Source organism: Flavobacterium erigeronis, assembly GCF_054075165.1.
The window spans coordinates 91690-112791 of the sequence record NZ_JBSKGP010000006.1 but is presented as its reverse complement, the minus strand read 5'-3'; the positions used below and the strand labels follow the sequence as shown (position 1 = coordinate 112791).

Below are 21102 nucleotides of genomic sequence, written 5' to 3'. Positions count from 1 at the left end.
AATAAAGCCATTCCATAACGGAGTGGCTTTGCTTTTATAGCAATTTAAAGTGTCCCAAACTGTTAAAATAGGACTTGGTTTACCATGCTAGCGCGAGCATCTTGTTCGTGAACGCAAACAGTTCATCAATTTATAATTATATTTACCAGTATAAAGATCATTTAGGCAATATTCGTTTAAGCCTTCAAGATAAAGACAACAACGGTTCTGTAAACAGTAGCGAAGAGAGCTCATAAATTTAAAAGCTGGTTAAACATAAATTTAACCCGCTTTTTATGTGTAAACAACAATTTATCTTCCCTTCAAATCCAAAATCACTTTAGACAAAGTACCATTCTGCTTTTCAAGCTTATCGTTTTTGATTTGTAGATCATTTACTTTTTTATTCAAATCAATAACATACAAAGTCAATTCTTCTATTTTCTGAAGCAGCTTGGAGTTCATTTCACCTAAATTAATTCCATTCTTTAAAACATCTTCTTCACTTGGAATGTTCACTAAATGTCCTTTTTCATTAATATGCTTTTGTACTTCATCAATTGTAGGCAGCTTATAATCTTTTTTGAAAACAAAGTCAGACCAACCATTCATATCTACTTTTACTTCTTTAGAATGTATAGTTCCGTTTACTGCGAGAGCTGAGTCAGGCGTATTGGTTCCAATTCCTACTCTATCCTGCATAATGCTAATATAATGCCTTCCAAATGGAGAAGTGATAGTTTCTATAGCACTAATTACAGTGCTTGTTTTTATAGTATTTACAGCGTTAGAATCAGTAAGTACACCTTCAATTTTAATAGTCAATCTATTACTAGTACTTACTAAATGATAGATTGGGATACTATTAGTATCTTTATTAAATTCTCCTATATGCCATTGAGTTGCTACACTTCCAAAGGCGGCTGGAATTTCTGTCTTTTGAACAAAATATCCACCTTGAGCGGGAGTATTACGGCCTATTTCAAAACGTTTGGTCAGCTTACCTGTAGAAAGCTGATTAGAATAGGAAGATGTTATCGTTATTTCGATCCAACCCCATATTGGAACATCAGGAAATTGAATATTTACCGCTTGATTTGCAACTCCATTTGGAAATGACAGAGACGCAAGTGTAAATTCAAAACTATTGCCTGTTTGGGCAAAACAAGGTACACTTATAAAGACTATGGCAATAAAATGCAGGATCTTACTTCTAAACTTATTTTTCATTAGAATTATTTTTTAGGTTATTAATTTCTGTTTCCAACTCTTTAATTTTTTGAGCATTCAAAACATTACTTTTTTCTTGATTCTTCAAAATTTCAATTTCTTTATTTTGTTTTATAACATATAAAGTGAGTTCTTCTATTTTCTGAAGGAGTTTTGAATTCATTTCTCCTAAATTAATTCCGTTTTTCAGAACTTCTTCTTCACTTGGAATGTTTACTAAATGTCCTTTTTCTTTAATGTGTTTTTCGACTTCATTAAGCGTTGGCAAGTCATAATCTTTTTCAAAAACAAAATCAGACCAGTTTTGCATATCTACTTTTACTTCTTGCGCATGTACCGTCCCTTTTACATCCAATTTATTTTGAGGAGAACTGACACCAATACCAACATTTCCTAAGTTGTAAATCAAATTAGATCCATTCTCTTTCCAATTTGTTGCAGCGTAGGAAAGTAATCCTGCATACGGATAAGTAGCCTCTGGGTGAATAAAGAATAACTCTGAAAGACCTAAATTTCCATTATTCTCAGCGCTATAAAATGTAAATCGAAGTTTTCTGTAAGTTCCTGGAGTGGGAATTTTAACTGAAAAATTGTAGCCAACATATTCACTTGAAGAATAATCTGCAAAAGTCACCCATCCATTATCATATCCTTCAATTTTAAAATGATTTGTCGGCCAATAACGTGTTGTCCAACCTACCCATGCCCCTGTTTGTATATGAGCTTCTGGCAACCCTTCAATAAGAATTACTACTGGATTTGATGGAGAAATAGGTGTCGAAGTGTAATACGGCATCATTCCACCATCAAACAATGTAGGCAAATCCACCACTGGTCCTGTTCGTGTAACAGTATATCGTGTAACTGCATTAAACAAAACGTTATGTTCCCATCCTACTGGTGTTAAATTTGTTGAAAATGTCTGACTGTATGCAATTTGATTTAAAATAATTACAAGAAAAAATAATTTATACTTCATATTTTGAATTTTAGTTAAGAAGTACAAACATAAGATATTACATCAGAAAAAAATCATAACAGAAAAGTTTAAAATTTGAAAATAAAAGACTAAATTTTAACACTACATTACATCAATTTGATTAGATTTGTTAAAAAAATATAAAAAAATAATTACAATAAAAAATACTATGTTAAAAAAAGCTGTTGTCTTAATTATATTAATCTGCAGTGCCTGTCAGACAACTAAAATTAAAAATGATAATTATAAATTTTCTTCTTCTGTTGTAGAATTAGGAAGTATTGGAACTTCAAAATTATCTTACAATCTAAATACTTTTGAGCCAAAAGCTTTGCCTAAACTCGAAAACAACATTAGAGTAGAAATTGGAGTTGTTCCTTACAACAGACAGCTGAATAAAATCTATAAATCAAAAGCTAAATACAATCAAAACCAGACTAAAGTCGCTTTTATAGACAGTCTTCCTATAAAGCCTGAACTGGTAACAATAAAGATTTTAGATGTTGCCGGACTGGTTGATGAAATTAACGCCGATTACAACGCTTCGCTTTTAAAATTATTAACCGATACCCAAAACCTAAAAATAATTTCAAGTTTGGCTGTGAGTTTATCTAATGATGAAATCGCAAAAATCAGACAATCTGATGCTTATTATCTGGCAAATAATCAATATAAAAAATATACAATTGCACTGTACAAAGCCGGCAAAAAAACAGATGTTATCGATATTAATCCTGAAACTATTGTTGCTTATCAAGTGAGTTCGTTCTGTTGGACAAAATCACCAAAAGGACATTGGAATGTCGCCGATATTGTAAACGAGAATGATCGATGCACCGGAATAACTAAACAAAAAATAAGCGAAAGAAAAAACAACAAAGATCTCTTTGATATGTAATTTTTCAAATCTTATTTTATTTTATAACTCTATTTTTTTTATAATGAACAAATCCTTTTTTAAATATTTTTCACTTTTATTACTCCTAACTTTTATTTCCTGCGAAGAAATACTAATGGTTGATGATATCTCAAAAAGTGAAGTCTCACTTACGGCTCCAGGCAATAATGCTGTTATATCTTTTTCTGGAATAACATTTTCTTGGGATAATGTAGAAAATGCAGATAAATACCAATTACAAGTTGCTACACCAAATTTTGAAACTCCACAGCAAATTGTTCTAGACACTCTTGTATCTAAAAATAGTTTTACACAGCAATTAAATATTGGCAAATACGAATGGCGAGTGAGAGCAGTTAATAGCGCATATGAAACAGCGTACTCTAAAAGAAGTTTCGAAATTTTAAACAATGATGATTTTCAAAACAATACGGTTATTTTGTTAACGCCAACTAACAACTTAACAACCAAAACCGCTGACCAAAAATTATCTTGGGATGCAATTATTGGAGCAACAACTTATCAAGTTCAAATTTTAGATGAGAATAATACCTTAGTAAAAGATCAAAGCTCAGAAACTACTGTATTTAACTTTACTTTTGACGAAGGAAAATATACTTGGAAAGTACGTGCCAGTAATGGAGCTGCAGAAACGCTTTATACTTCAAGATCAATTTTAGTAGATACTAAAGCTCCAAACACTCCTACTCCAACCAATCCTGTAAATGCTAGTACAACTACTAACACAAGCATAAACTTTCAATGGAATAGAACTCCGATTACCGGAAGCCCCGAAAAAGACAGTTTGTATGTCTACACAGAAAGTGCCTTGACAAATCTACACTTTAAAGATAAAGGAACCAGTCCATACAATAAAACCATGACTAAAGGTACTTATTATTGGTTTGTCAAATCGTTTGATGATGCTGGAAACGAAAGTGCAAGAAGCACCGTTTTTAATTTTACTATAAATTAAAAAATCTTCCTAAAAACCATAACCAAACCTATATGAAAAAAATAATTTTAATAGTTCTTTTCTTTAATACTATAAATTCAGTTAGATCACAAAACACCACTTTTGATAATGTTAGTATTGGGCTTAGTTATCCAACTTATGGTGCTCAAATAAAAGCAAACTTTCCTGGATATACTGGTGGTTGGACGCGAGCTTATTCCGTCGCCAATGAGTCTGGAGATCAATCTTATTTTACATTTGGATCAACAGGATTCGTCACAAATGGAGTTTCTACTATTTTAAGCAGTTTTATTGGCAAAGATTTAGAGAATAGATATATGACATTTTTACCAAATGGAAATATTGGTATTGGAACCTCATCTCCTCAAACCATTTTACAATTTGGTGACTTTATAAATAATAATAATTACAAAGTAAGCTTTCCCGGATCATATAATTTTGAAGAAATAAAGTTAGGACAGTATGGTAATGGTAGAAGTGGTTTAGAAATTATCACTCATACCAATCTTAGCAGCTCATTTGGTGTAAGATTATTTGCAGGTACAGATACAGGTCTAGATGGTTTGCTTTTTCAAACAGCAGATCCTTCAAATTCTGCCGAAAACTTAACCTATTCTACTAAAATGGCAATTGCATTAAATGGCAATATTGGTATTGGGACAATTGCTCCAGATGAAAAACTAACCGTAAAAGGCAAAATCCACACACAAGAAGTAAGAGTCGATATGGCTGGACCGCTGGTTCCTGATTATGTTTTTGCTGATGATTACAAATTAAAATCACTGGAAGAGATTGAAGATTACGTTAAAGAACACAAACATCTGCCTGAAATCCCTTCTGCCAAAGAAATCGAGAAAAATGGTTTAATGCTGGCTGAAATGAATATGGCTATGCTTAAAAAAATGGAAGAAATGACACTTTACATCATTGAGCAAAACAAACAAATAAAAAATCTGGAAAAGAAAATTGAAACTCTTACTAACAAACAATAACAATTAAATGAAAAAAATACTACACTTCTGTTTATTGATTATTTTTTCTGTTACAAAAACTACAGCCACAAATAGTAAAAATAGCTCTTTCGCGTATACAAATGAATATGAAACCAGCGTAACTTTTCCTGCAGGATATGCAATTGGTGATTATGTAGAGTTTGTGAGAGTTAATCCAAACTCAGCAGGAGCAAGTGGGTATTATCAAGTATCTTTAAGCTATACTAGAGGAAATATAGCTTCTGCTGCTACGCATATTGCTTCTATCAGCCATTCTAATCCAAGTCTTTGGAGAGAGGCTGGCCGTATTAATAACAATGCTTATGTAGGAAGTGGGGTTAATTTTACAATTGATTGCAATACTGAATATGCAAATCCAAGATTTAGAATTCGTGCCGTAAATACTTTGGGAATAAATACGCCGATTTTAGTTTATATAAAAGTTACTTCTATCAATTTCAACGGAAATTTTGATCCGTTAAATATAACGGGAAAAGACACCAGTATTTCAAAATTTCTTCCTATGACCACTGATTGGGATCTGTATGTTGGAAATGTTTTCACATCAGATGGTGCTAAATTAGCCATTAAAGCACTTCAAAATGGAAACGTAGGAATAGGAACCGCAAATCCGGATGCCAAATTAACCGTTAACGGAAACATCCACTCTAAGGAAGTAAAAGTGGATTTGAATGTTCCAGCACCTGATTATGTTTTTAAAGATGATTATAATTTGAGATCTCTTCAAGAAGTCGAAAATTACATAAAAGAAAATAGTCATTTACCTGAAATACCTTCAGCAAAGGAGTTTGAAAACAATGGAATTAATGTTTCTGAAATGAATATGGCTTTACTTAAGAAAATTGAAGAATTAACTCTATATGTGATTGAAATGAAAAAGGAAAACGATGTACTTAAAAAAGATATTTTAGAATTAAAACATAAGAAATAATATTATGAAAAAAATATACTTATTATCTCTTCTTTTCTTTTTTACCATCAGTCATTCTCAAGTATCCGGTACTTTTAATGTCGGTGGAGATATTGATAAATTTTATCCTGTAAAATTCTATGATGGCGGATGGGCTTATAATGTACCCACAAATCTAACATTAGGAAGAAGTTATGTACATTTAGATTCTTCATGGAGAGGTTCTTTAATGTCTGAATTTAGCTTTCACGTTACAGAATGGGGAAATGATTCCGCATTCATTACAGCAAACATTATTCCGTCAACTTCATACAACGGATCTCATACTACCTTTATTGCTGGCTGGACAGATGTCTCAATCCGAAATGCTGAACGTTCAATTATAATTTGGCTTAGAGGTGGCGGAACAACTTATTCTTTTCTTTCAAATTATGCAGTAAACCCAACTGTGTATGACGGAGTCCAAAATAGTCTGCCATACAATGAAGTTAATGGTCCTGCTCACAACTATAAGACATCAATATCTGAATATGCCACTACTACAGGTACTTACCAAGGCAGAAATGCATATTTCTCCGGAAATGTTGGTATAGGAACAACTATTCCAGACGAAAAACTTACCGTAAAAGGAAAAATCCACACGCAAGAAGTTCGAGTTGATATGGCCGGTCCTTTAGTTCCTGATTATGTTTTTGCAGATGATTATAAATTAAGATCACTAACAGAAATTGAAGATTACGTTAAAGAACATAAGCATCTGCCTGAAATTCCTTCAGCAAAAGAAATAGAAAAAAATGGCTTAATGCTCGCAGAAATGAACATGGCATTACTTAAAAAATTGGAAGAAATGACCCTTTATATGATCGAAATGAAGAAAGAGAATGAAAAGCAAAACGAAAAAATAAATACCCTAGAAAAGCAATTAAAAAAATAAGCAATGATGAAGACAATTAAATTCTTTTTTTTAGTATCATTAATCTATCCTTTATTTACAAAAGCCCAAGTTCAGGTTTCTACGGTAGCTGATGATTTTAAAATAATAAATATAGGCAATAATGGATGGACAGACTTTACGCGTAATTTAATATTGCTGCACGAAATGTATAATGGAACTACAATAAACATGAATAATGCTGTAGGAACGATAACTGCATTTAGAGGACATACCTCAGCTTATAACCGTATAAACGTAGTCGAAATAAATTCTTCTTCTGTATATAATGGAACATTTGCAACAATAAAAGGATATGATAGTTTCGCAAATTGGTCGTTAAAAACCTGCATCTACAATGGAAAAAAATATTTAGCTCTGGATGTGCCTTATGGTGATGCTTTTCATGATTTAGGTTATAGATTTTCAGGATGGACAAAATCTACAGGAGAAAACATGAAGTCTGTAAACTACGAAATTGGCGGTCAGCCTGTAAACACAGATATATTGACAAACATTCAGGATTATATTCCAAATATGAATGAAACGCATCAAGTGGATAATTTTACGATTTTAGGTAATGGCGTTGATATTGGCACAAAAAATCGACCTTCAAAATTGACTGTTGCAGGAAACATTGCCTCACGCGAAGTAAAAGTAACTGTAGACGCTGGAGCCGATTTTGTTTTTGAAAAAGATTACGATTTGCCTTCGTTAGAGTCAGTTGATAAATTCATAAAAGAAAATAAACACTTGCCGGAAATCGCCTCTGCTGATGAAATGAAAAAGGATGGAATCAATTTATCTGAAATGAACATAAAGTTACTTCAAAAAATTGAGGAGCTCACTCTGCATGTAATAAATCAAGAAAAGAAAAATAATCTTCAATCGGAGAAAATTGAAAAATTAGAAAAGGAAAATGAGACATATAGATCTCTTTCTGAAAGAATTTCTAAACTTGAAAAACAATCTAAATAAATTTCATGAAAGCCAAATACCTTATCATATTTACTCTCTTTTTTATTACATCAATTTCAAGCTCACAACAAATTGGCGATGGATTTGCACCATATTTAACTGATTTGACACAGCCATTACAATCGGGAGTGTATGGCTCAACAAATGCTATTGGAAGAGCACCTGATGAAAGTTATGATTGGCAACATTTATTTGTAATAAGACATGGCAATCCGGCTAATAATCATCAATTGCAAATAGCTTCTTCATTTCTGCAAAACGATAGACTTTTTTTTAGAAAATTATCAGGTCCGTTACATCCTCAAAATCCGTCATGGATAGAACTAGCAACTAGAGGAGCAAATAATTTTGTAGGTGATCAAAGTGTAACCGGAAATTTAGGTATTGGCACTACAAACCCAAAATCAAAACTAACTGTAAAATCAGCAGGAACAGGTGTGAGTATTAACCCAGGAGGTGCCCCTTATTTTGGAACTATAGCTTTTAACAGAGAGTCCTTTAATGGTGAAATTTTTGATCCCAATGGACAGGCTTTTCAAATAAATAATGGTGGAACTGACAAACATCTTCACTTTCAAATTTATAATGGGGATGGAACACAATTAACAAACGATGCTCTTGTCATTAATGGGATTAATGGAAACGTTGGTATCGGAACTGCAAAAACTGACTCTAAATTGACGGTAGCAGGAAACATTGCTTCACGCGAAGTAAAAGTTACCGTAAATGCTGGAGCTGATTTTGTTTTTGAAAAAGATTACGATTTGCCTTCTTTAGATTCTGTTGATAAATTCATAAAAGAAAATAAGCATTTACCAGAAATTGCTTCAGCCGAAGAAATGAAAAAAGAGGGAATTAATTTGTCTGAAATGAATATAAAACTCCTACAGAAAATTGAAGAAATGACTTTGTATATGATTGAGCAAAATAAAAAAATCGATAAACTGGAAAAGAAAATTGAAACTCTAACCAATAACAAATAATAACTAATGATCAAAAATCTACTTTTCTACTTACTTATTATTTTTTCTACTACAAAAGCTATTGCTACGGACAATATTAAAAATAATCTATTATATACAACAGAATACGAAACAAGTCTTACTTTTTCTGCTGGATATGCTGTAGGAGACTATATCGAATTTTTAAAAGTAAATCCTATATCAGCTGGAGCAAGTGGCTATTATCAAATTTCCATTTCATACGACAGAGGAAATATGGCTGCTGCTGCAACACATATAGCGGCTATTTCTCATGCCAACCCTTCATTATGGAGAGAAACTGGGCGTACAAATAATAATCCTTATCTTGGAACAGGGTCAAATTTTACTGTTGATTGTAATACTGAATATTCTAATTCTCGCTTTAGAATCAGAGCAATTAACACTTTGGGCTTAGTATCTAATGGAGTCACAATCTATATAAGAGTTACTGCAATAAATTTAAATAGCACTTTCACAGCTTTAAATATTACTGGAAATGATTTAGCAATTTCAAAATTCCTTCCCATGACATCTGACTGGGATCTTTATGTAGGCAATGTTTTTAATGCTGAAGGTGCCTCCCTTGCTATCAAAGCAATTCAAAATGGAAATGTAGGAATAGGAACTGCAAACCCAACTTCAAAATTAACTGTAGCCGGAAATATCGCTTCACGCGAAGTAAAAGTAACCGTAGATGCTGGAGCCGATTTTGTTTTTGAAAAAGATTACGATTTGCCTTCTCTTGAATCTGTCGATAAATTTATTAAAGAAAATAAACATTTACCTCAAATTGCTTCCGCTGAAGAAATGAAAAAAGAGGGAATTAATTTGTCTGAGATGAATATAAAGCTACTTCAGAAAATTGAGGAAATGACTTTGTATATGATTGAACAAAATAAAAAGATTAACGAGCTTCAAATACAAAATAAAAATTTTGAAAAAATGGAGGCTAGAATAAAAAAATTAGAAACAAATACTAAATAATAAAATGAAAAAATTACTCCTCCTTCTTTCCTTTTTTTTTACATTATTTGTAAAATCTCAAAGCTATTTTCCGCAACAAACTCTAGAAACAAATCTCTCCTCTTTTTCTGGAGTTAATGGCCAATGGATAGCGATATCTCCATCAAATAATACATTTGGAGTCAATTATTACCAAGGTTTAAATTTTGGTTTTGATGCTAACAACTATTCAAGCTTAATGAATAGCGTAGGAAAAAACGAACTCTATTTTGGGAGATGGGAATATGGATGGAAAGGCTGGAACAAAATCTGGCATTCAGGTAATTTAAATAATATAAATACAGATATTACAGCAAGAACTTTAATAGCAACATCAATTTACTTAAATGGCCTTGCCTCAAGCAATCAAATAGATGCTTTGACAATTGATGTAAACTCTTTTGGTACAAATGAAAATGCAGCAAGAAGCAGCTTTTTAAGAGTTCGAGATATTGGAGCTGGAGCTCACGAACTATTTACGATAAAAGGAAACGGTAATGTTGGCATTGGTACAACTAATCCTTCTTCAAGATTAACTGTAGCTGGAAATATAGCTTCACGCGAAGTAAAAGTAACTGTAGACGCTGGCGCTGATTTTGTGTTTGAAAAAGATTATGATTTGCCTACTCTAGAATCTGTAGACAAATTCATAAAAGAAAATAAACACCTTCCAGAAATTGCTTCGGCCGATGAAATGAAAAAAGAGGGAATTAATTTATCTGAAATGAATATTAAGCTTCTTCAAAAAATCGAAGAAATGACCTTGTACATGATTGAAATGAAGAAACAAAATAGTGAAATAATAAAAGAAAATGAAAGGCAAAATGAGAAAATTAAATCTCTAGAAAACCAATTAAAAAAATAAACTTAAATAATGAAAAAATTAACAATAGTATATTTTGCATTATTATTACCTTTTTTTGCAGAGGCTCAAGTAACTAATTTAACTCCTGATTATAAAGTTATTGATATAGGAACTAACGGTGGGGATTATACCAAAAATTTAATTTTACTTCACGAAATCTATAATGGCACTACAATAAGCATGAACAATGCCGTGGGAACCATTACCGCTTTTAGAGGAACTACTGGATCTCTTAACAGAATAAATATAGCAGAAGTCAATACCTCATCGGCATATGGTGAAACTTATGGTTCTATTAGAAACTCTGATTATAGTGGTAATTGGACTTTAAAAACTTGCATGTATAACGGGAAAAAATATTTAGCTGTAGATGTTCCCTACTCACCAGCTATGCACGACTGGGGATTTCAATTTGCAGGGTGGACAAAGTCTACTGGAGAAAACATGAAGTCGGTCAATTATGAAATTAGCGGTCAGCCTGTAAATACAGATATATTGACAAACATTCAGGACTTTATTCCAAATATGAATGAAACTCACCAAGTTAATAACTTTTTAATATTAGGAAACAATGTTGGCATAGGAACAACAGTTCCAGACGAAAAACTTACAGTAAAAGGAAAAATTCATACCCAAGAAGTACGAGTTGATATAGCTGGACCGTTAGTGCCAGATTATGTTTTTGCTGATGATTATAAATTGAAATCATTACAAGAAATTGAATCCTTTATTAAAGAAAATAAGCATCTTCCTGAAATACCTTCGGCAAAAGAAATCGAGAAAAATGGTTTGATGCTAGCCGAAATGAATATGGTTTTGCTAAAAAAAATGGAAGAAATGACACTTCATATGATTGAGCAGAGTAAGGAATTAAGAAGAGTTAAAGAGCAACTTGAAAAACAAGATAACGAAATTAAAAAATTGAATAATCAATAATCTATCCGTATGAAAAAATCTCTAATAATTACTACCCTTTTGTTTACAATAGCACTATATTCACAAAATGACATCAATCAGAATGGAGTACAGACAAGTGTTATTTCTAATTTAATGGCAGATGCTACTCAAGCCAAGAGATATGAAATTGCAACCATAGGATATAATTCTTATCATTGGCAGGCAGGAGGTCTAATCATTGTAGAATTATTTCAAACTTCATATGGTACAGGTTATGAAAAATATATCATTGAAAATGGATTTTTTCAAGGATCTCATTCAGGATCTCCTCTAGTTAAACTAGTAGAATCACACGGAATTTTCCATTCAGCAAAAATTTCACTTGGAACACCTATTGACTTAACATCTACTCTTGGGGGTGAGGTGAACAGAAAATTACCCGTTTATTTTGATGTCAGATCTTATGCCAACTACAGAGTCAAAATTACTTACTTACAAGTAAAAGTTGACACTGTAACTGATTCAAATGAAATCAAAATCAATCAAAATCCTATTGGTATTAATATTCCTGACTTTGGTACAACAGATGGCTTAGACAATGATTTAAAGATAAATGGTTTAGGTGGAAATCATTACATCTTAGGAGGAAATCTTGGCATTGGCACAATAGTACCAGACGAAAAACTCACTGTAAAAGGAAAAATCCACACACAAGAAGTAAGAGTTGATATGGCTGGGGCGTTAGTGCCTGATTATGTTTTTGCTGATGATTACAAATTGAAATCATTACAAGAAATTGAATCTTATATTAAAGAAAACAAACATCTTCCTGAAATACCTTCGGCAAAAGAAATCGAAAAAAACGGCTTAATGCTTGCCGAGATGAATATGGCTTTGCTTAAAAAAGTAGAAGAAATGACGCTCTATATTATTGAACAAAATAAAAGAATTGAAAAACTTGAAAAAAACCAACAGAAATAAATTATGAGTACTTCAAAATTTTATCGAATTCTCACTCCAGTACTGTTAATCATAATAAAATCATCAACTGTTTATAGCCAAAATTTACCTATCGTTGGCTTTGGTGACGCAGCTAATTACAGAATTGATACTTATCAAATTCCAGGTTCTTCAGGTTTAGATTTGCATTGGTATGGAGGAATTCGTTTTGGAGACTATACAGGTAATCCTGTAATGCAAATTTCAAACGGAAATGTTGGAATAGGAAAAGACAATCCATCTTCTAAATTTGAAGTTTCAAGCTCATTAAACACTAATCAAAATGAAGTTATTGCTTCTTTAACCAGATTAGGAACTGGAACTGGAGGAAGCAGTATTGTCCGTTTTGGTTATCATAATTTCTGTGATTTCGAAGTCAACTCAGGATATTCAAATGCTGGTCATAGATTTGGCAATTATTTTGATCTTAATATTGTAAACAATCACATTGGGGGTGATCTTGGTGGAATTAATTTTGCTACAAACTCAAGTGTAAAAATGGCTATTAATGTTAACGGGAATGTTGGAATTGGCACAACTCGTCCTCAAAACAAATTAGATGTAAAAGGGACTATTCATTCACAAGAAGTAAAAGTAGATATGGAGAACTGGTCCGATTTTGTTTTCAAAAAAGAATACAACTTACCTACTCTAGATCAAGTTGAGAAACATATTGCCGAAAAAGGGCATTTACAAAACATTCCAAGTGAAGAAGAAGTTCTAAGAAACGGAATTAATCTAGGAGAAATGAATGCGAAGCTTTTACAGAAAATTGAGGAAATGACACTTTATATGATTGAAATGAAAAAAGAAATAGAGCAATTAAAAAAAAATGAAAAATGAAAAAGCTAACGTACCTTCTCTTTATAGTTTTATCAATAAAATCTTTCTCTCAGATTAATTCCCCAAATGGAAATAACATATTTACTTATAATGGATTAGCTGATGTAATACTGAAATATCCCGAAAGAGGTTCTGGCGGTAGAGCTATTGTACATGCAGACTATAACACTTTAGTATTAAATTTTCAAAGTGATTTTTCAGGAGGCACACGAATTGGTAATGATGTTTTTTTTATAGATAACGGAAATTCATTTATAAATTCTGGAAATTTTGGAATTGGAACTTTTACACCAAAAACTAGATTAGAAGTTTCAGGAGCTCTAACTCTTGGAAGCGAAAGTGTTAATGCCAATACTACTAAAATATTTCTTAAAAATCCTGCTGGAAAAACTTGGGCAATTAGTTCAGGAGCAAATATGGTTACCGAATCTAGTTTTTCTATTTATAATTGGTCAGATAACCAATCTGCACCTTTTTTTCATATATCCAGTAATGGCTATGTTGGTATAGGAAGCTATCAGCCAAATGCACCTCTCACTGTTTATGGAAAATCGAATTTTTACCCCGCAAGAATTGGAAGTGGAGATGCCAGATCTTTAGAAATCAGCAATACGCCAAATTCAACAACATTTATTAGCAATAATTATCCTGTTTTCCTTAAAACTGGTGCAGGAGATCAGCCTTTAATTTTAAATGCTGCTAGAGTTGGCATTGGCACAGCTAATCCTTCTTCAATGTTAACCGTTGCAGGAAACATTGCTTCACGCGAAGTGAAAGTAACAGTTGATGCTGGCGCCGATTTTGTTTTTGAAAAAGGTTACGATCTTCCTTCTTTAGAATCTGTTGATAAATTCATCAAAAAAAACAAACATCTTCCTGAAATTGCTTCTGCTGAAGAAATGAAAAAAGATGGTATTAACTTATCTGAGATGAATATTAAACTGCTTCAGAAAATTGAGGAAATGACTTTGTATATGATTGAAATGAAGAAAGAAAATGAAAAACAAAATGCAGAAATTAGTAGCCTTAAAAATCAATTACTTTCTAAAAATGAAAAATAAAATAATTATAGTTACCCTTCTTTTTATTACCATTATTTCGTATTCACAGCAAATTGGCGATGGCTTTGCTTCTGGTTTAAGTATAAATGATTATAATCAACCTCTAAAATCAGGAATTTATGAAATAAACGCTTATGGCATAAATCCAGATGAAAGTTATAGCTGGCAACATCTTTTTGTAATGAGGCATTCCAATTCTAGTAATAATTTCCAATTACAATTTTCTTCTTCATTCAATAATAATGACAGAATTTTTTTCAGAAAAATTACAAATTCATCAAATTCATCTTGGAATGAGTTAGCTACTCGCGGCGCTAATACGTTTAATGGCGATCAATATTTAGCAGGAAACCAATCAATTACAGGTAATTTATTTTTAGGGCAACATGGAGAAGTCCACACGCTATCTGGTCCTGGAAACAGTGGTGCAATCCAAATTAAAACAAATATTGATTATGCAGGATCAAATAATAGATACTTAAGATTAGGTTGGAGAGACAACAATGCCCTTTTTAGTCCTGCTTTGTCAATTAATGAAGACTTAAATGTCGGAATTGGAACTGTTAATCCTCAAAACAAATTAGATGTAAAAGGAACTATACATTCCCAAGAAGTAAAAGTTGATATGGAAAATTGGTCAGATTTTGTTTTTAAAAAAGAATACAATTTGCCAACATTGGATCAAGTTGAAAAACATATCGAAGAAAAAGGTCATTTAGAGAACATTCCAAGTGAAGAAGAAGTTTTAAAAAATGGAATTAATCTGGGAGAAATGGATACAAAACTTTTGCAAAAAATTGAAGAATTGACTCTTTATTCTATTCAGCAAAATAAAAAAATTGAAGAACAATCTAAAGAAATTGAATCATTAACCGAAAGACTTTCTAAAATTGAAAAGTTATTTAACTCTAAATAATATATAGTATGAAAATTAAACTTATTGCTTTTATAACTATCATTTCAATAATTTCTGTTAAAGCACAAATTTATACTCCGGCAGGTACAATTCAAGGAGTTTCAGGAAATGATTTTGTTGGTATTGGTACTAATGCTCCATCTAATATTTTAACAGTTCAAGGCAATCATAACAATTCTCGCATTTTACTTCATTCAACTGGCGGAGGAATTAATGAAAATCAGGCCGATCTGATGTTATGGTCTAGTGAGCCCGGACTAACTTACACTGGAGTAGGTATCGGAAATAATATTAGCAATTATACAACAGTCAACGGATTATTAAAATTGTTAAATCCTGTGAGAGGAGGATCATATTTAAGATTACTTGATAATGCTTTATCACTCAATGTTGTTTCTAATTCAGGAATAGATAAACAGGCTTTAAGTATAGGCTCTTCTGGGAATGTAGGTATAGATGTTATAAATGCTAGTCACAAATTAGAAATTGCCGGCAATACATTTTCTCATGGTGCCTTTATAAGCTCGATTTCTGATGTAATTGGAGGGCAAATTGTGCTAAAAAATCCTTTAAAAACAGAAAATGGTACTGCCAGTAGTTGGAACATTTATAATATGACAAGTGGTTATGGTAATAGTTTACAGTTTTGGGCTTACGATAATTTGGGCTGTGCTGGCGGAATGTGTGCCAATCGTTTCACAATTATGGACAATGGAAATGTGGGAATTGGAAATGGAAATCCGGCAAACAAACTCGACGTAAACGGTACAATTCATTCCAAAGAAGTAAAAGTGGATATGATTGGATGGCCTGATTTTGTTTTCAAAAAAGAATATAATCTCCCTACTCTTGAAGAAGTAGAAAAACATATTGCAAAAAAAGGACATTTAGAAAATATTCCAAGTGAAGAAGAAGTCTTAAAAAACGGAATCAATTTAGGAGAAATGAATGCTAAACTTTTACAGAAGATTGAAGAACTGACTTTGTACGCAATTGAACAGGACAAAAAAAATAATAACCTAGTTCATGAAATTCAAAACTGTAAAGATCAGATTGACACATTAAAAAAACAAAATGAATCTCTTCTTTCTATTTTTGAAAGAGTATCAAAATTAGAACAGCAATCAAAATAAATTGAAATGAAAAAAATATTACTTCTGACATTCAGCATTACTGTTCATTCTTTTATCTACGGCCAAACATTTGATGGCAACCTAGGCTCAAATAGTTTAAAGTGGTCTACCGAACAAAAAGATTTTAATAGTCTGCCAAGAGTTGGCATAACACCTATGTCATTAAAACTTTGGGATAATTATAATGGTGCTAGTGCTCCTTCACAATATGGCTCATTATTAGAGATTTATGGCAGGGCTGCACATCTTGTTTCTCAACTCTATTTTAATAATAACTGGCATGGAGGGCAAATTATGTATAGGAGCGCATTTTACAATGAAAATACATGGGGAGAATGGAGAAATTTATTGGATTCAAAAAGTGACGTAGCATCTTCTGGTAATTTAAGAATAGGTGGAGCGGGAAATAGCGGTATAGGAACAAATAATCCTGAAACAAAATTTCAAATTAATGCCTCCAATTCTGATGCTGGACTTAGAATTCACGCCGCTACAGGAGATAATAATACCAGTACTCCGTATTTACTTTTAACTGGCGGTTATGAAACTAATAATGGTGTCGCATTAAGAGGTATAAATGATCAGAATTATGGAAGAAAAGCGCTTGTTTTTTATTCTGGATGGGAAGGAAATATTGATAACCCTACAATTTCACAATTGCAAGAAAGAATGAGAATTTCTTCAAACGGGAATGTTGGAATAGGAATTTCAAATCCTAAAAACACATTGGATGTTAAAGGGACTATACATTCACAAGAAGTAAAAGTAAATATGGAGAATTGGTCAGATTTTGTTTTTAAAAGAGATTACAATCTGCCTACACTTGCAGAAGTAGAAAAACATATTGCAGAAAAAGGACATTTACAAAATATTCCAAGTGAAGAAGAAGTCTTAAAAAACGGAATCAGTTTAGGAGAAATGAATGCTAAACTTTTGCAAAAGATAGAAGAATTAACATTGTATGTTATTGAACAAAATAAAAGATTGGAAAAAGTTGAAAAAGAAAATGCTGATTTAAAAAAAAGCAACATCAAAAAAAAATAAATGAAAATATTCACACTCATAGCAATACTAGCTCTTGTAAATTTTCAAAGTACAAAAGCACAAGGAATTATTACATCAGCAGATAATAGCGTAAATGCAATTTTAGCCTCTTCAACAACAATTCCTAAAACAGAAAACAACACCGAAATGTGGACAGCAACTAATGCATATTGGGCTACTCCTCTTATTTACAGAACAAGACGATTTCCTGAAAATGGATCAGGCGCTTTTCCTTTTAATAATTATGGCGAATTAATGATTCAGGGTACTTCCCATGACAACATAAGTAATTCGTATAATAAAGGAATCAGTTTTCTTACGTGGGACGGTATTAGTACAACGGCAGAAATTAGAATGAGAGTTAGCCCCAGTGGCAATATTGGTATAGGAATTATAAACCCACAAAGCAAACTAGATGTTAACGGCACCATTCATTCTAAAGAAATAAAAGTAAATATGACTGGCTGGTCCGATTTTGTATTTAAAAAAGAATATAATCTGCCAACTCTTGAAGAAGTTGAAAAACATATTGCTGAAAAAGGGCATTTAGAAAATATTCCAAGTGAAGAAGAAGTTCTAAAAAACGGAATTAAACTGGGAGAAATGGATTCTAAACTACTACTCAAAATTGAAGAATTGACTTTGTACATTATTGAGCAAAATAAAAAAATTTCTTCTCAAGAAAATAAAATTAAAGAATTGGAAAAAGAAAAAACAGTTCTTATGTCTTTAGCTGAAAGGCTTTCAAAAATTGAACAACAACTAAAATAAAATATCTATATGAAAAAAAATACTGTCTTATTAATATTTACATTTTGCCTTTCTAATTTATTTTATGCTCAAAGTTCAACTTCTCTTATTATAAATGATACTAGAGCTGTTAATGATGCTCCTAATTTTATCGAACATTCGATTAGGGCAGATTTTAAAGATCGAAGTGTAATAGGCGTTCCTGGAGGCGGACCATATTCAACTAATTTAACCATTGCACAATGGGAAGACACAGACAACTCAGGTGGTGCTAACCACCAATTAAACTTCAATAATGGTGGAGTTTTTTATAGAAATGCATATCCGTTAAGTCCTGAGTGGGGAAAATGGCAACAATTATTAATGACAGATGTTTTTGGAAATGTGGGAATTGGCACAACAACAACTGGATCTCATAAATTAGCTGTAGAAGGTTCAATTGGAGCAAGAGAAATTAAAGTAACGGCTTCGAGCTGGTCAGATTTTGTCTTTAAAAAAGAGTATAATTTGCCAACACTTGAAGAAGTAGAAAAACATATTACAGAAAAAGGCCACTTAGAAAATATTCCAAGTGAAGAAGAAGTTTTGAAAAACGGAATTAATCTGGGCGAGATGAATTCAAAACTTTTACAGAAAATCGAAGAATTGACTTTGTATATAATTGAAATGAAGAAAGAAAATCAAAAACAAAATGAAAAGCAAAATATACAAATAGAAATTCTAAAAAAAATGCTTGATTCTAAAATTAAATAAAATGAAAAAAAAACAATTTCTTTTGTTAAGTATACTTCTATCATTTTATACACATGCCCAAACTTTAAATCCAACCAGCAATATTTCATCTCCAGGAATGGCTGATGCTTTTAAAGGTGGTTATACTTTTTCTTATCCATCAGCTGGGACCCCTTGGAGCGGTTCGCTTATTAGTTATGGAGGATATGAATACAATAATTATGACACACAAATAAGTTCTGATTATTCAAAAAATCGTATTTCCTTTAGAACTAGAAATGGAGACCGTGGTTTTTGGAATCCATGGAATGAAATAATAACTAGTCTTGGTGAAAACTATTTTACAGGAAATCAATTGATAAATGGATTTGTAGGAATAGGAACAAATGCGCCAGAAACTTTGTTAAATGTCAATGTCGGTTCTGGAGGAGCAAATGGTATTGCAGGAATAAGAGTGGGCGGACTAACAAATTATTCAAGTCTTGAATTGGGAATCGATGGTGATTATGATGGAATGATAAGAAGCTATGGTAACAATATAAACTATTACGCTGGGCACTGGAAAACTAAAGGTATTCCTGCTACCGAAGATCATAGCCACAATTGGTACACTTCAAAAATTGGCTCATCAGACTGGTCTTCAATAAAAATGACATTAAATGCAAATGGAAATTTGGGTATTGGGATTGTAGATCCTAAAAACAAACTTGATGTAAAAGGTACTATACATTCGCAAGAAGTAAAAGTAGATATGTACGGCTGGCCAGATTTTGTCTTTAAAAAAGAGTATAATCTGCCCACACTTGAAGAAGTAGAAAAACATATTAATGAAAAAGGGCACTTGGAAAATATTCCTAGTGAAGAAGAAGTCCTGAAAAACGGAATTAATCTGGGAGAAATGAATTCAAAGCTTTTGCAGAAAATTGAAGAAATGACAATATATATGATTGAAATGAAAAGAGAGATTAAAAAACAGAGTGAGGAAATAGAGAATCTTAAAAGTAAAATATCATCTAACAAATAAATTATGAGTATCAAAACGACAACTATAATTACTTTATTTTTCACCTCAATTATTTCCTATTCTCAGCAAATAGCAAGTGGATACGCGCCTTATATAACTGACTTTTCTGTTCCCCTCTTATCGGGTTTGTATGGAGCTTCTAATCCAAATGGAAAAACGCCGGACAGTAGCAGTGAGTGGCAGCATTTATTTACTATGAGACATGGAAACCCAGAAAACAATAATCAATTACAATTAGGATCTGCCTTCACAGTAAATGATAGATTGTTTTTTAGAAAAATAGCTACAGGATTAGTTGCCCAAAATACTAATTGGATAGAGCTTGCTACACGAGGTAGTAACTCTTTTACAGGAAATCAATTTGTGAATGGAGCTATCTTGAGTTCTATTTCAAATGATACTGGCGGACATATCCAGCTAATAAATCCCACTAAAAGCGGTAATGGAATTGCAAGTACATGGATGATATATAACATGACGGGAGGATATGGAAACAGCTTACAATTTTGGGCATATGACAATTTAAGTTGTGGAGGAGGAATGTGTACGAATCGATTTACTATTATGGATAACGGAAATGTTGGAATTGGTATGATTGTACCAAACCACAAACTAGATGTTAATGGTACAATCCATTCCAAAGAAGTAAAAGTAGATATGACGGGCTGGTCTGATTTTGTTTTTAAAAAAGAGTATAATTTGCCGACACTTGAAGAAGTAGAAAAACATATTGCAGAAAAGGGCCACTTGGAAAATATTCCAAATGAAGAAGAAGTCTTAAAAAACGGAATTAATCTGGGAGAAATGAATGCGAAACTTTTGCAGAAGATTGAAGAATTGACACTTTATTCTATTCAGCAGAATAAAAAAATTGAAGAGCAATCGAAAGAGATTGAATCATTAAAAAGTTTAGCTTTGCGTGTTGCAAAATTAGAGAAAGAATCTACCCAGAAATAAAT

At 32.2% G+C, this 21102-nt stretch carries 22 protein-coding genes; 20 read left to right on the top strand and 2 right to left on the bottom strand.

The window, feature by feature from the left end; all coding sequences use genetic code 11:
* Positions 1–291 precede the first annotated feature (291 nt).
* Both ACWA1F_RS13200 and ACWA1F_RS13195 read right to left on the bottom strand, forming a co-directional pair.
* Entirely contained in the window at positions 292–1209 is a 918-nt protein-coding gene (locus tag ACWA1F_RS13200) for a hypothetical protein (protein WP_456894242.1), read from the bottom strand.
* Positions 1199–2188 (bottom strand): hypothetical protein, encoded by a 990-nt coding sequence (locus ACWA1F_RS13195; RefSeq protein ID WP_456894240.1) that lies wholly within the window; start codon positions 2186–2188, stop codon positions 1199–1201. Before ACWA1F_RS13195 ends, ACWA1F_RS13200 begins: the two co-directional genes overlap by 11 nt.
* 169 nt (positions 2189–2357) lie before the next feature.
* On the opposite strand from ACWA1F_RS13195, the gene ACWA1F_RS13190 reads away from it, so the two are divergent.
* The 20 genes from ACWA1F_RS13190 to ACWA1F_RS13095 are packed head-to-tail and all read left to right on the top strand — an operon-like array spanning position 2358 to position 21100.
* Positions 2358–3086 carry a hypothetical protein gene (locus ACWA1F_RS13190; protein WP_456894238.1) on the top strand — a complete coding sequence of 243 codons (729 nt, stop codon included), beginning with the start codon at positions 2358–2360 and terminating at the stop codon, positions 3084–3086.
* Between the two features lie 43 nt (positions 3087–3129).
* Positions 3130–4062, top strand: a complete 933-nt coding sequence (locus ACWA1F_RS13185) for a phage tail protein (RefSeq protein WP_456894236.1) — start codon at positions 3130–3132, stop codon at positions 4060–4062.
* A gap of 32 nt (positions 4063–4094) precedes the next feature.
* Positions 4095–5054 carry a hypothetical protein gene (locus tag ACWA1F_RS13180; RefSeq protein ID WP_456894234.1) on the top strand — a complete coding sequence of 320 codons (960 nt, stop codon included), beginning with the start codon at positions 4095–4097 and terminating at the stop codon, positions 5052–5054.
* A gap of 7 nt (positions 5055–5061) precedes the next feature.
* Complete coding sequence (locus tag ACWA1F_RS13175; protein ID WP_456894232.1) at positions 5062–6006, top strand: hypothetical protein; 945 nt, start codon at positions 5062–5064, stop codon at positions 6004–6006.
* A gap of 4 nt (positions 6007–6010) precedes the next feature.
* On the top strand, positions 6011–6919 hold the full coding sequence (locus ACWA1F_RS13170; protein WP_456894230.1) for a hypothetical protein: 909 nt from the start codon (positions 6011–6013) through the stop codon (positions 6917–6919).
* 3 nt (positions 6920–6922) lie between these two features.
* Entirely contained in the window at positions 6923–7894 is a 972-nt protein-coding gene (locus ACWA1F_RS13165) for a hypothetical protein (RefSeq protein WP_456894228.1), read from the top strand.
* Between the two features lie 5 nt (positions 7895–7899).
* Positions 7900–8877, top strand: coding sequence for a DUF4200 domain-containing protein (locus ACWA1F_RS13160; RefSeq protein ID WP_456894226.1), 978 nt, complete (start codon positions 7900–7902; stop codon positions 8875–8877).
* 6 nt (positions 8878–8883) lie between these two features.
* Entirely contained in the window at positions 8884–9861 is a 978-nt protein-coding gene (locus tag ACWA1F_RS13155) for a hypothetical protein (RefSeq protein WP_456894224.1), read from the top strand.
* A 4-nt stretch (positions 9862–9865) separates the two neighbouring features.
* Positions 9866–10744, top strand: coding sequence for a hypothetical protein (locus ACWA1F_RS13150; RefSeq protein ID WP_456894222.1), 879 nt, complete (start codon positions 9866–9868; stop codon positions 10742–10744).
* A 9-nt stretch (positions 10745–10753) separates the two neighbouring features.
* A complete protein-coding gene (locus ACWA1F_RS13145; RefSeq protein WP_456894220.1) occupies positions 10754–11680 on the top strand; it encodes a vacuolar protein sorting family 37 protein in 927 nt (308 codons plus the stop codon).
* 9 nt (positions 11681–11689) lie between these two features.
* On the top strand, positions 11690–12622 hold the full coding sequence (locus ACWA1F_RS13140) for a hypothetical protein (protein ID WP_456894218.1): 933 nt from the start codon (positions 11690–11692) through the stop codon (positions 12620–12622).
* Between the two features lie 3 nt (positions 12623–12625).
* Complete coding sequence (locus ACWA1F_RS13135; RefSeq protein WP_456894216.1) at positions 12626–13483, top strand: hypothetical protein; 858 nt, start codon at positions 12626–12628, stop codon at positions 13481–13483.
* Positions 13480–14544 (top strand): hypothetical protein, encoded by a 1065-nt coding sequence (locus ACWA1F_RS13130; protein WP_456894214.1) that lies wholly within the window; start codon positions 13480–13482, stop codon positions 14542–14544. The genes ACWA1F_RS13135 and ACWA1F_RS13130 overlap by 4 nt, the downstream gene beginning before the upstream one ends.
* The gene (locus ACWA1F_RS13125; RefSeq protein ID WP_456894212.1) at positions 14534–15460 is read left to right on the top strand and encodes a hypothetical protein; all 927 of its coding nucleotides are present in this window, start codon (positions 14534–14536) and stop codon (positions 15458–15460) included. Before ACWA1F_RS13130 ends, ACWA1F_RS13125 begins: the two co-directional genes overlap by 11 nt.
* 8 nt (positions 15461–15468) lie before the next feature.
* The gene (locus ACWA1F_RS13120; protein ID WP_456894210.1) at positions 15469–16593 is read left to right on the top strand and encodes a hypothetical protein; all 1125 of its coding nucleotides are present in this window, start codon (positions 15469–15471) and stop codon (positions 16591–16593) included.
* 6 nt (positions 16594–16599) lie between these two features.
* Positions 16600–17637, top strand: a complete 1038-nt coding sequence (locus ACWA1F_RS13115; RefSeq protein WP_456894208.1) for a hypothetical protein — start codon at positions 16600–16602, stop codon at positions 17635–17637.
* Entirely contained in the window at positions 17638–18408 is a 771-nt protein-coding gene (locus ACWA1F_RS13110; protein WP_456894206.1) for a hypothetical protein, read from the top strand.
* A gap of 9 nt (positions 18409–18417) precedes the next feature.
* Complete coding sequence (locus tag ACWA1F_RS13105) at positions 18418–19140, top strand: hypothetical protein (protein WP_456894204.1); 723 nt, start codon at positions 18418–18420, stop codon at positions 19138–19140.
* A gap of 1 nt (position 19141) precedes the next feature.
* Complete coding sequence (locus tag ACWA1F_RS13100; protein ID WP_456894202.1) at positions 19142–20143, top strand: hypothetical protein; 1002 nt, start codon at positions 19142–19144, stop codon at positions 20141–20143.
* 3 nt (positions 20144–20146) lie between these two features.
* Positions 20147–21100 (top strand): hypothetical protein, encoded by a 954-nt coding sequence (locus ACWA1F_RS13095; protein WP_456894200.1) that lies wholly within the window; start codon positions 20147–20149, stop codon positions 21098–21100.
* Positions 21101–21102: the final 2 nt, after the last annotated feature.

Bases quoted from the DNA above. Each gene is read 5' to 3' on its own strand.
- ACWA1F_RS13200 (WP_456894242.1), bottom strand. From the start codon at position 1,209: ATGAAAAATAAGTTTAGAAGTAAGATCCTGCATTTTATTGCCATAGTC.
- ACWA1F_RS13195 (WP_456894240.1), bottom strand. From the start codon at position 2,188: ATGAAGTATAAATTATTTTTTCTTGTAATTATTTTAAATCAAATTGCA.
- ACWA1F_RS13190 (WP_456894238.1), top strand. From the start codon at position 2,358: ATGTTAAAAAAAGCTGTTGTCTTAATTATATTAATCTGCAGTGCCTGT.
- ACWA1F_RS13185 (WP_456894236.1), top strand. From the start codon at position 3,130: ATGAACAAATCCTTTTTTAAATATTTTTCACTTTTATTACTCCTAACT.
- ACWA1F_RS13180 (WP_456894234.1), top strand. From the start codon at position 4,095: ATGAAAAAAATAATTTTAATAGTTCTTTTCTTTAATACTATAAATTCA.
- ACWA1F_RS13175 (WP_456894232.1), top strand. From the start codon at position 5,062: ATGAAAAAAATACTACACTTCTGTTTATTGATTATTTTTTCTGTTACA.
- ACWA1F_RS13170 (WP_456894230.1), top strand. From the start codon at position 6,011: ATGAAAAAAATATACTTATTATCTCTTCTTTTCTTTTTTACCATCAGT.
- ACWA1F_RS13165 (WP_456894228.1), top strand. From the start codon at position 6,923: ATGATGAAGACAATTAAATTCTTTTTTTTAGTATCATTAATCTATCCT.
- ACWA1F_RS13160 (WP_456894226.1), top strand. From the start codon at position 7,900: ATGAAAGCCAAATACCTTATCATATTTACTCTCTTTTTTATTACATCA.
- ACWA1F_RS13155 (WP_456894224.1), top strand. From the start codon at position 8,884: ATGATCAAAAATCTACTTTTCTACTTACTTATTATTTTTTCTACTACA.
- ACWA1F_RS13150 (WP_456894222.1), top strand. From the start codon at position 9,866: ATGAAAAAATTACTCCTCCTTCTTTCCTTTTTTTTTACATTATTTGTA.
- ACWA1F_RS13145 (WP_456894220.1), top strand. From the start codon at position 10,754: ATGAAAAAATTAACAATAGTATATTTTGCATTATTATTACCTTTTTTT.
- ACWA1F_RS13140 (WP_456894218.1), top strand. From the start codon at position 11,690: ATGAAAAAATCTCTAATAATTACTACCCTTTTGTTTACAATAGCACTA.
- ACWA1F_RS13135 (WP_456894216.1), top strand. From the start codon at position 12,626: ATGAGTACTTCAAAATTTTATCGAATTCTCACTCCAGTACTGTTAATC.
- ACWA1F_RS13130 (WP_456894214.1), top strand. From the start codon at position 13,480: ATGAAAAAGCTAACGTACCTTCTCTTTATAGTTTTATCAATAAAATCT.
- ACWA1F_RS13125 (WP_456894212.1), top strand. From the start codon at position 14,534: ATGAAAAATAAAATAATTATAGTTACCCTTCTTTTTATTACCATTATT.
- ACWA1F_RS13120 (WP_456894210.1), top strand. From the start codon at position 15,469: ATGAAAATTAAACTTATTGCTTTTATAACTATCATTTCAATAATTTCT.
- ACWA1F_RS13115 (WP_456894208.1), top strand. From the start codon at position 16,600: ATGAAAAAAATATTACTTCTGACATTCAGCATTACTGTTCATTCTTTT.
- ACWA1F_RS13110 (WP_456894206.1), top strand. From the start codon at position 17,638: ATGAAAATATTCACACTCATAGCAATACTAGCTCTTGTAAATTTTCAA.
- ACWA1F_RS13105 (WP_456894204.1), top strand. From the start codon at position 18,418: ATGAAAAAAAATACTGTCTTATTAATATTTACATTTTGCCTTTCTAAT.
- ACWA1F_RS13100 (WP_456894202.1), top strand. From the start codon at position 19,142: ATGAAAAAAAAACAATTTCTTTTGTTAAGTATACTTCTATCATTTTAT.
- ACWA1F_RS13095 (WP_456894200.1), top strand. From the start codon at position 20,147: ATGAGTATCAAAACGACAACTATAATTACTTTATTTTTCACCTCAATT.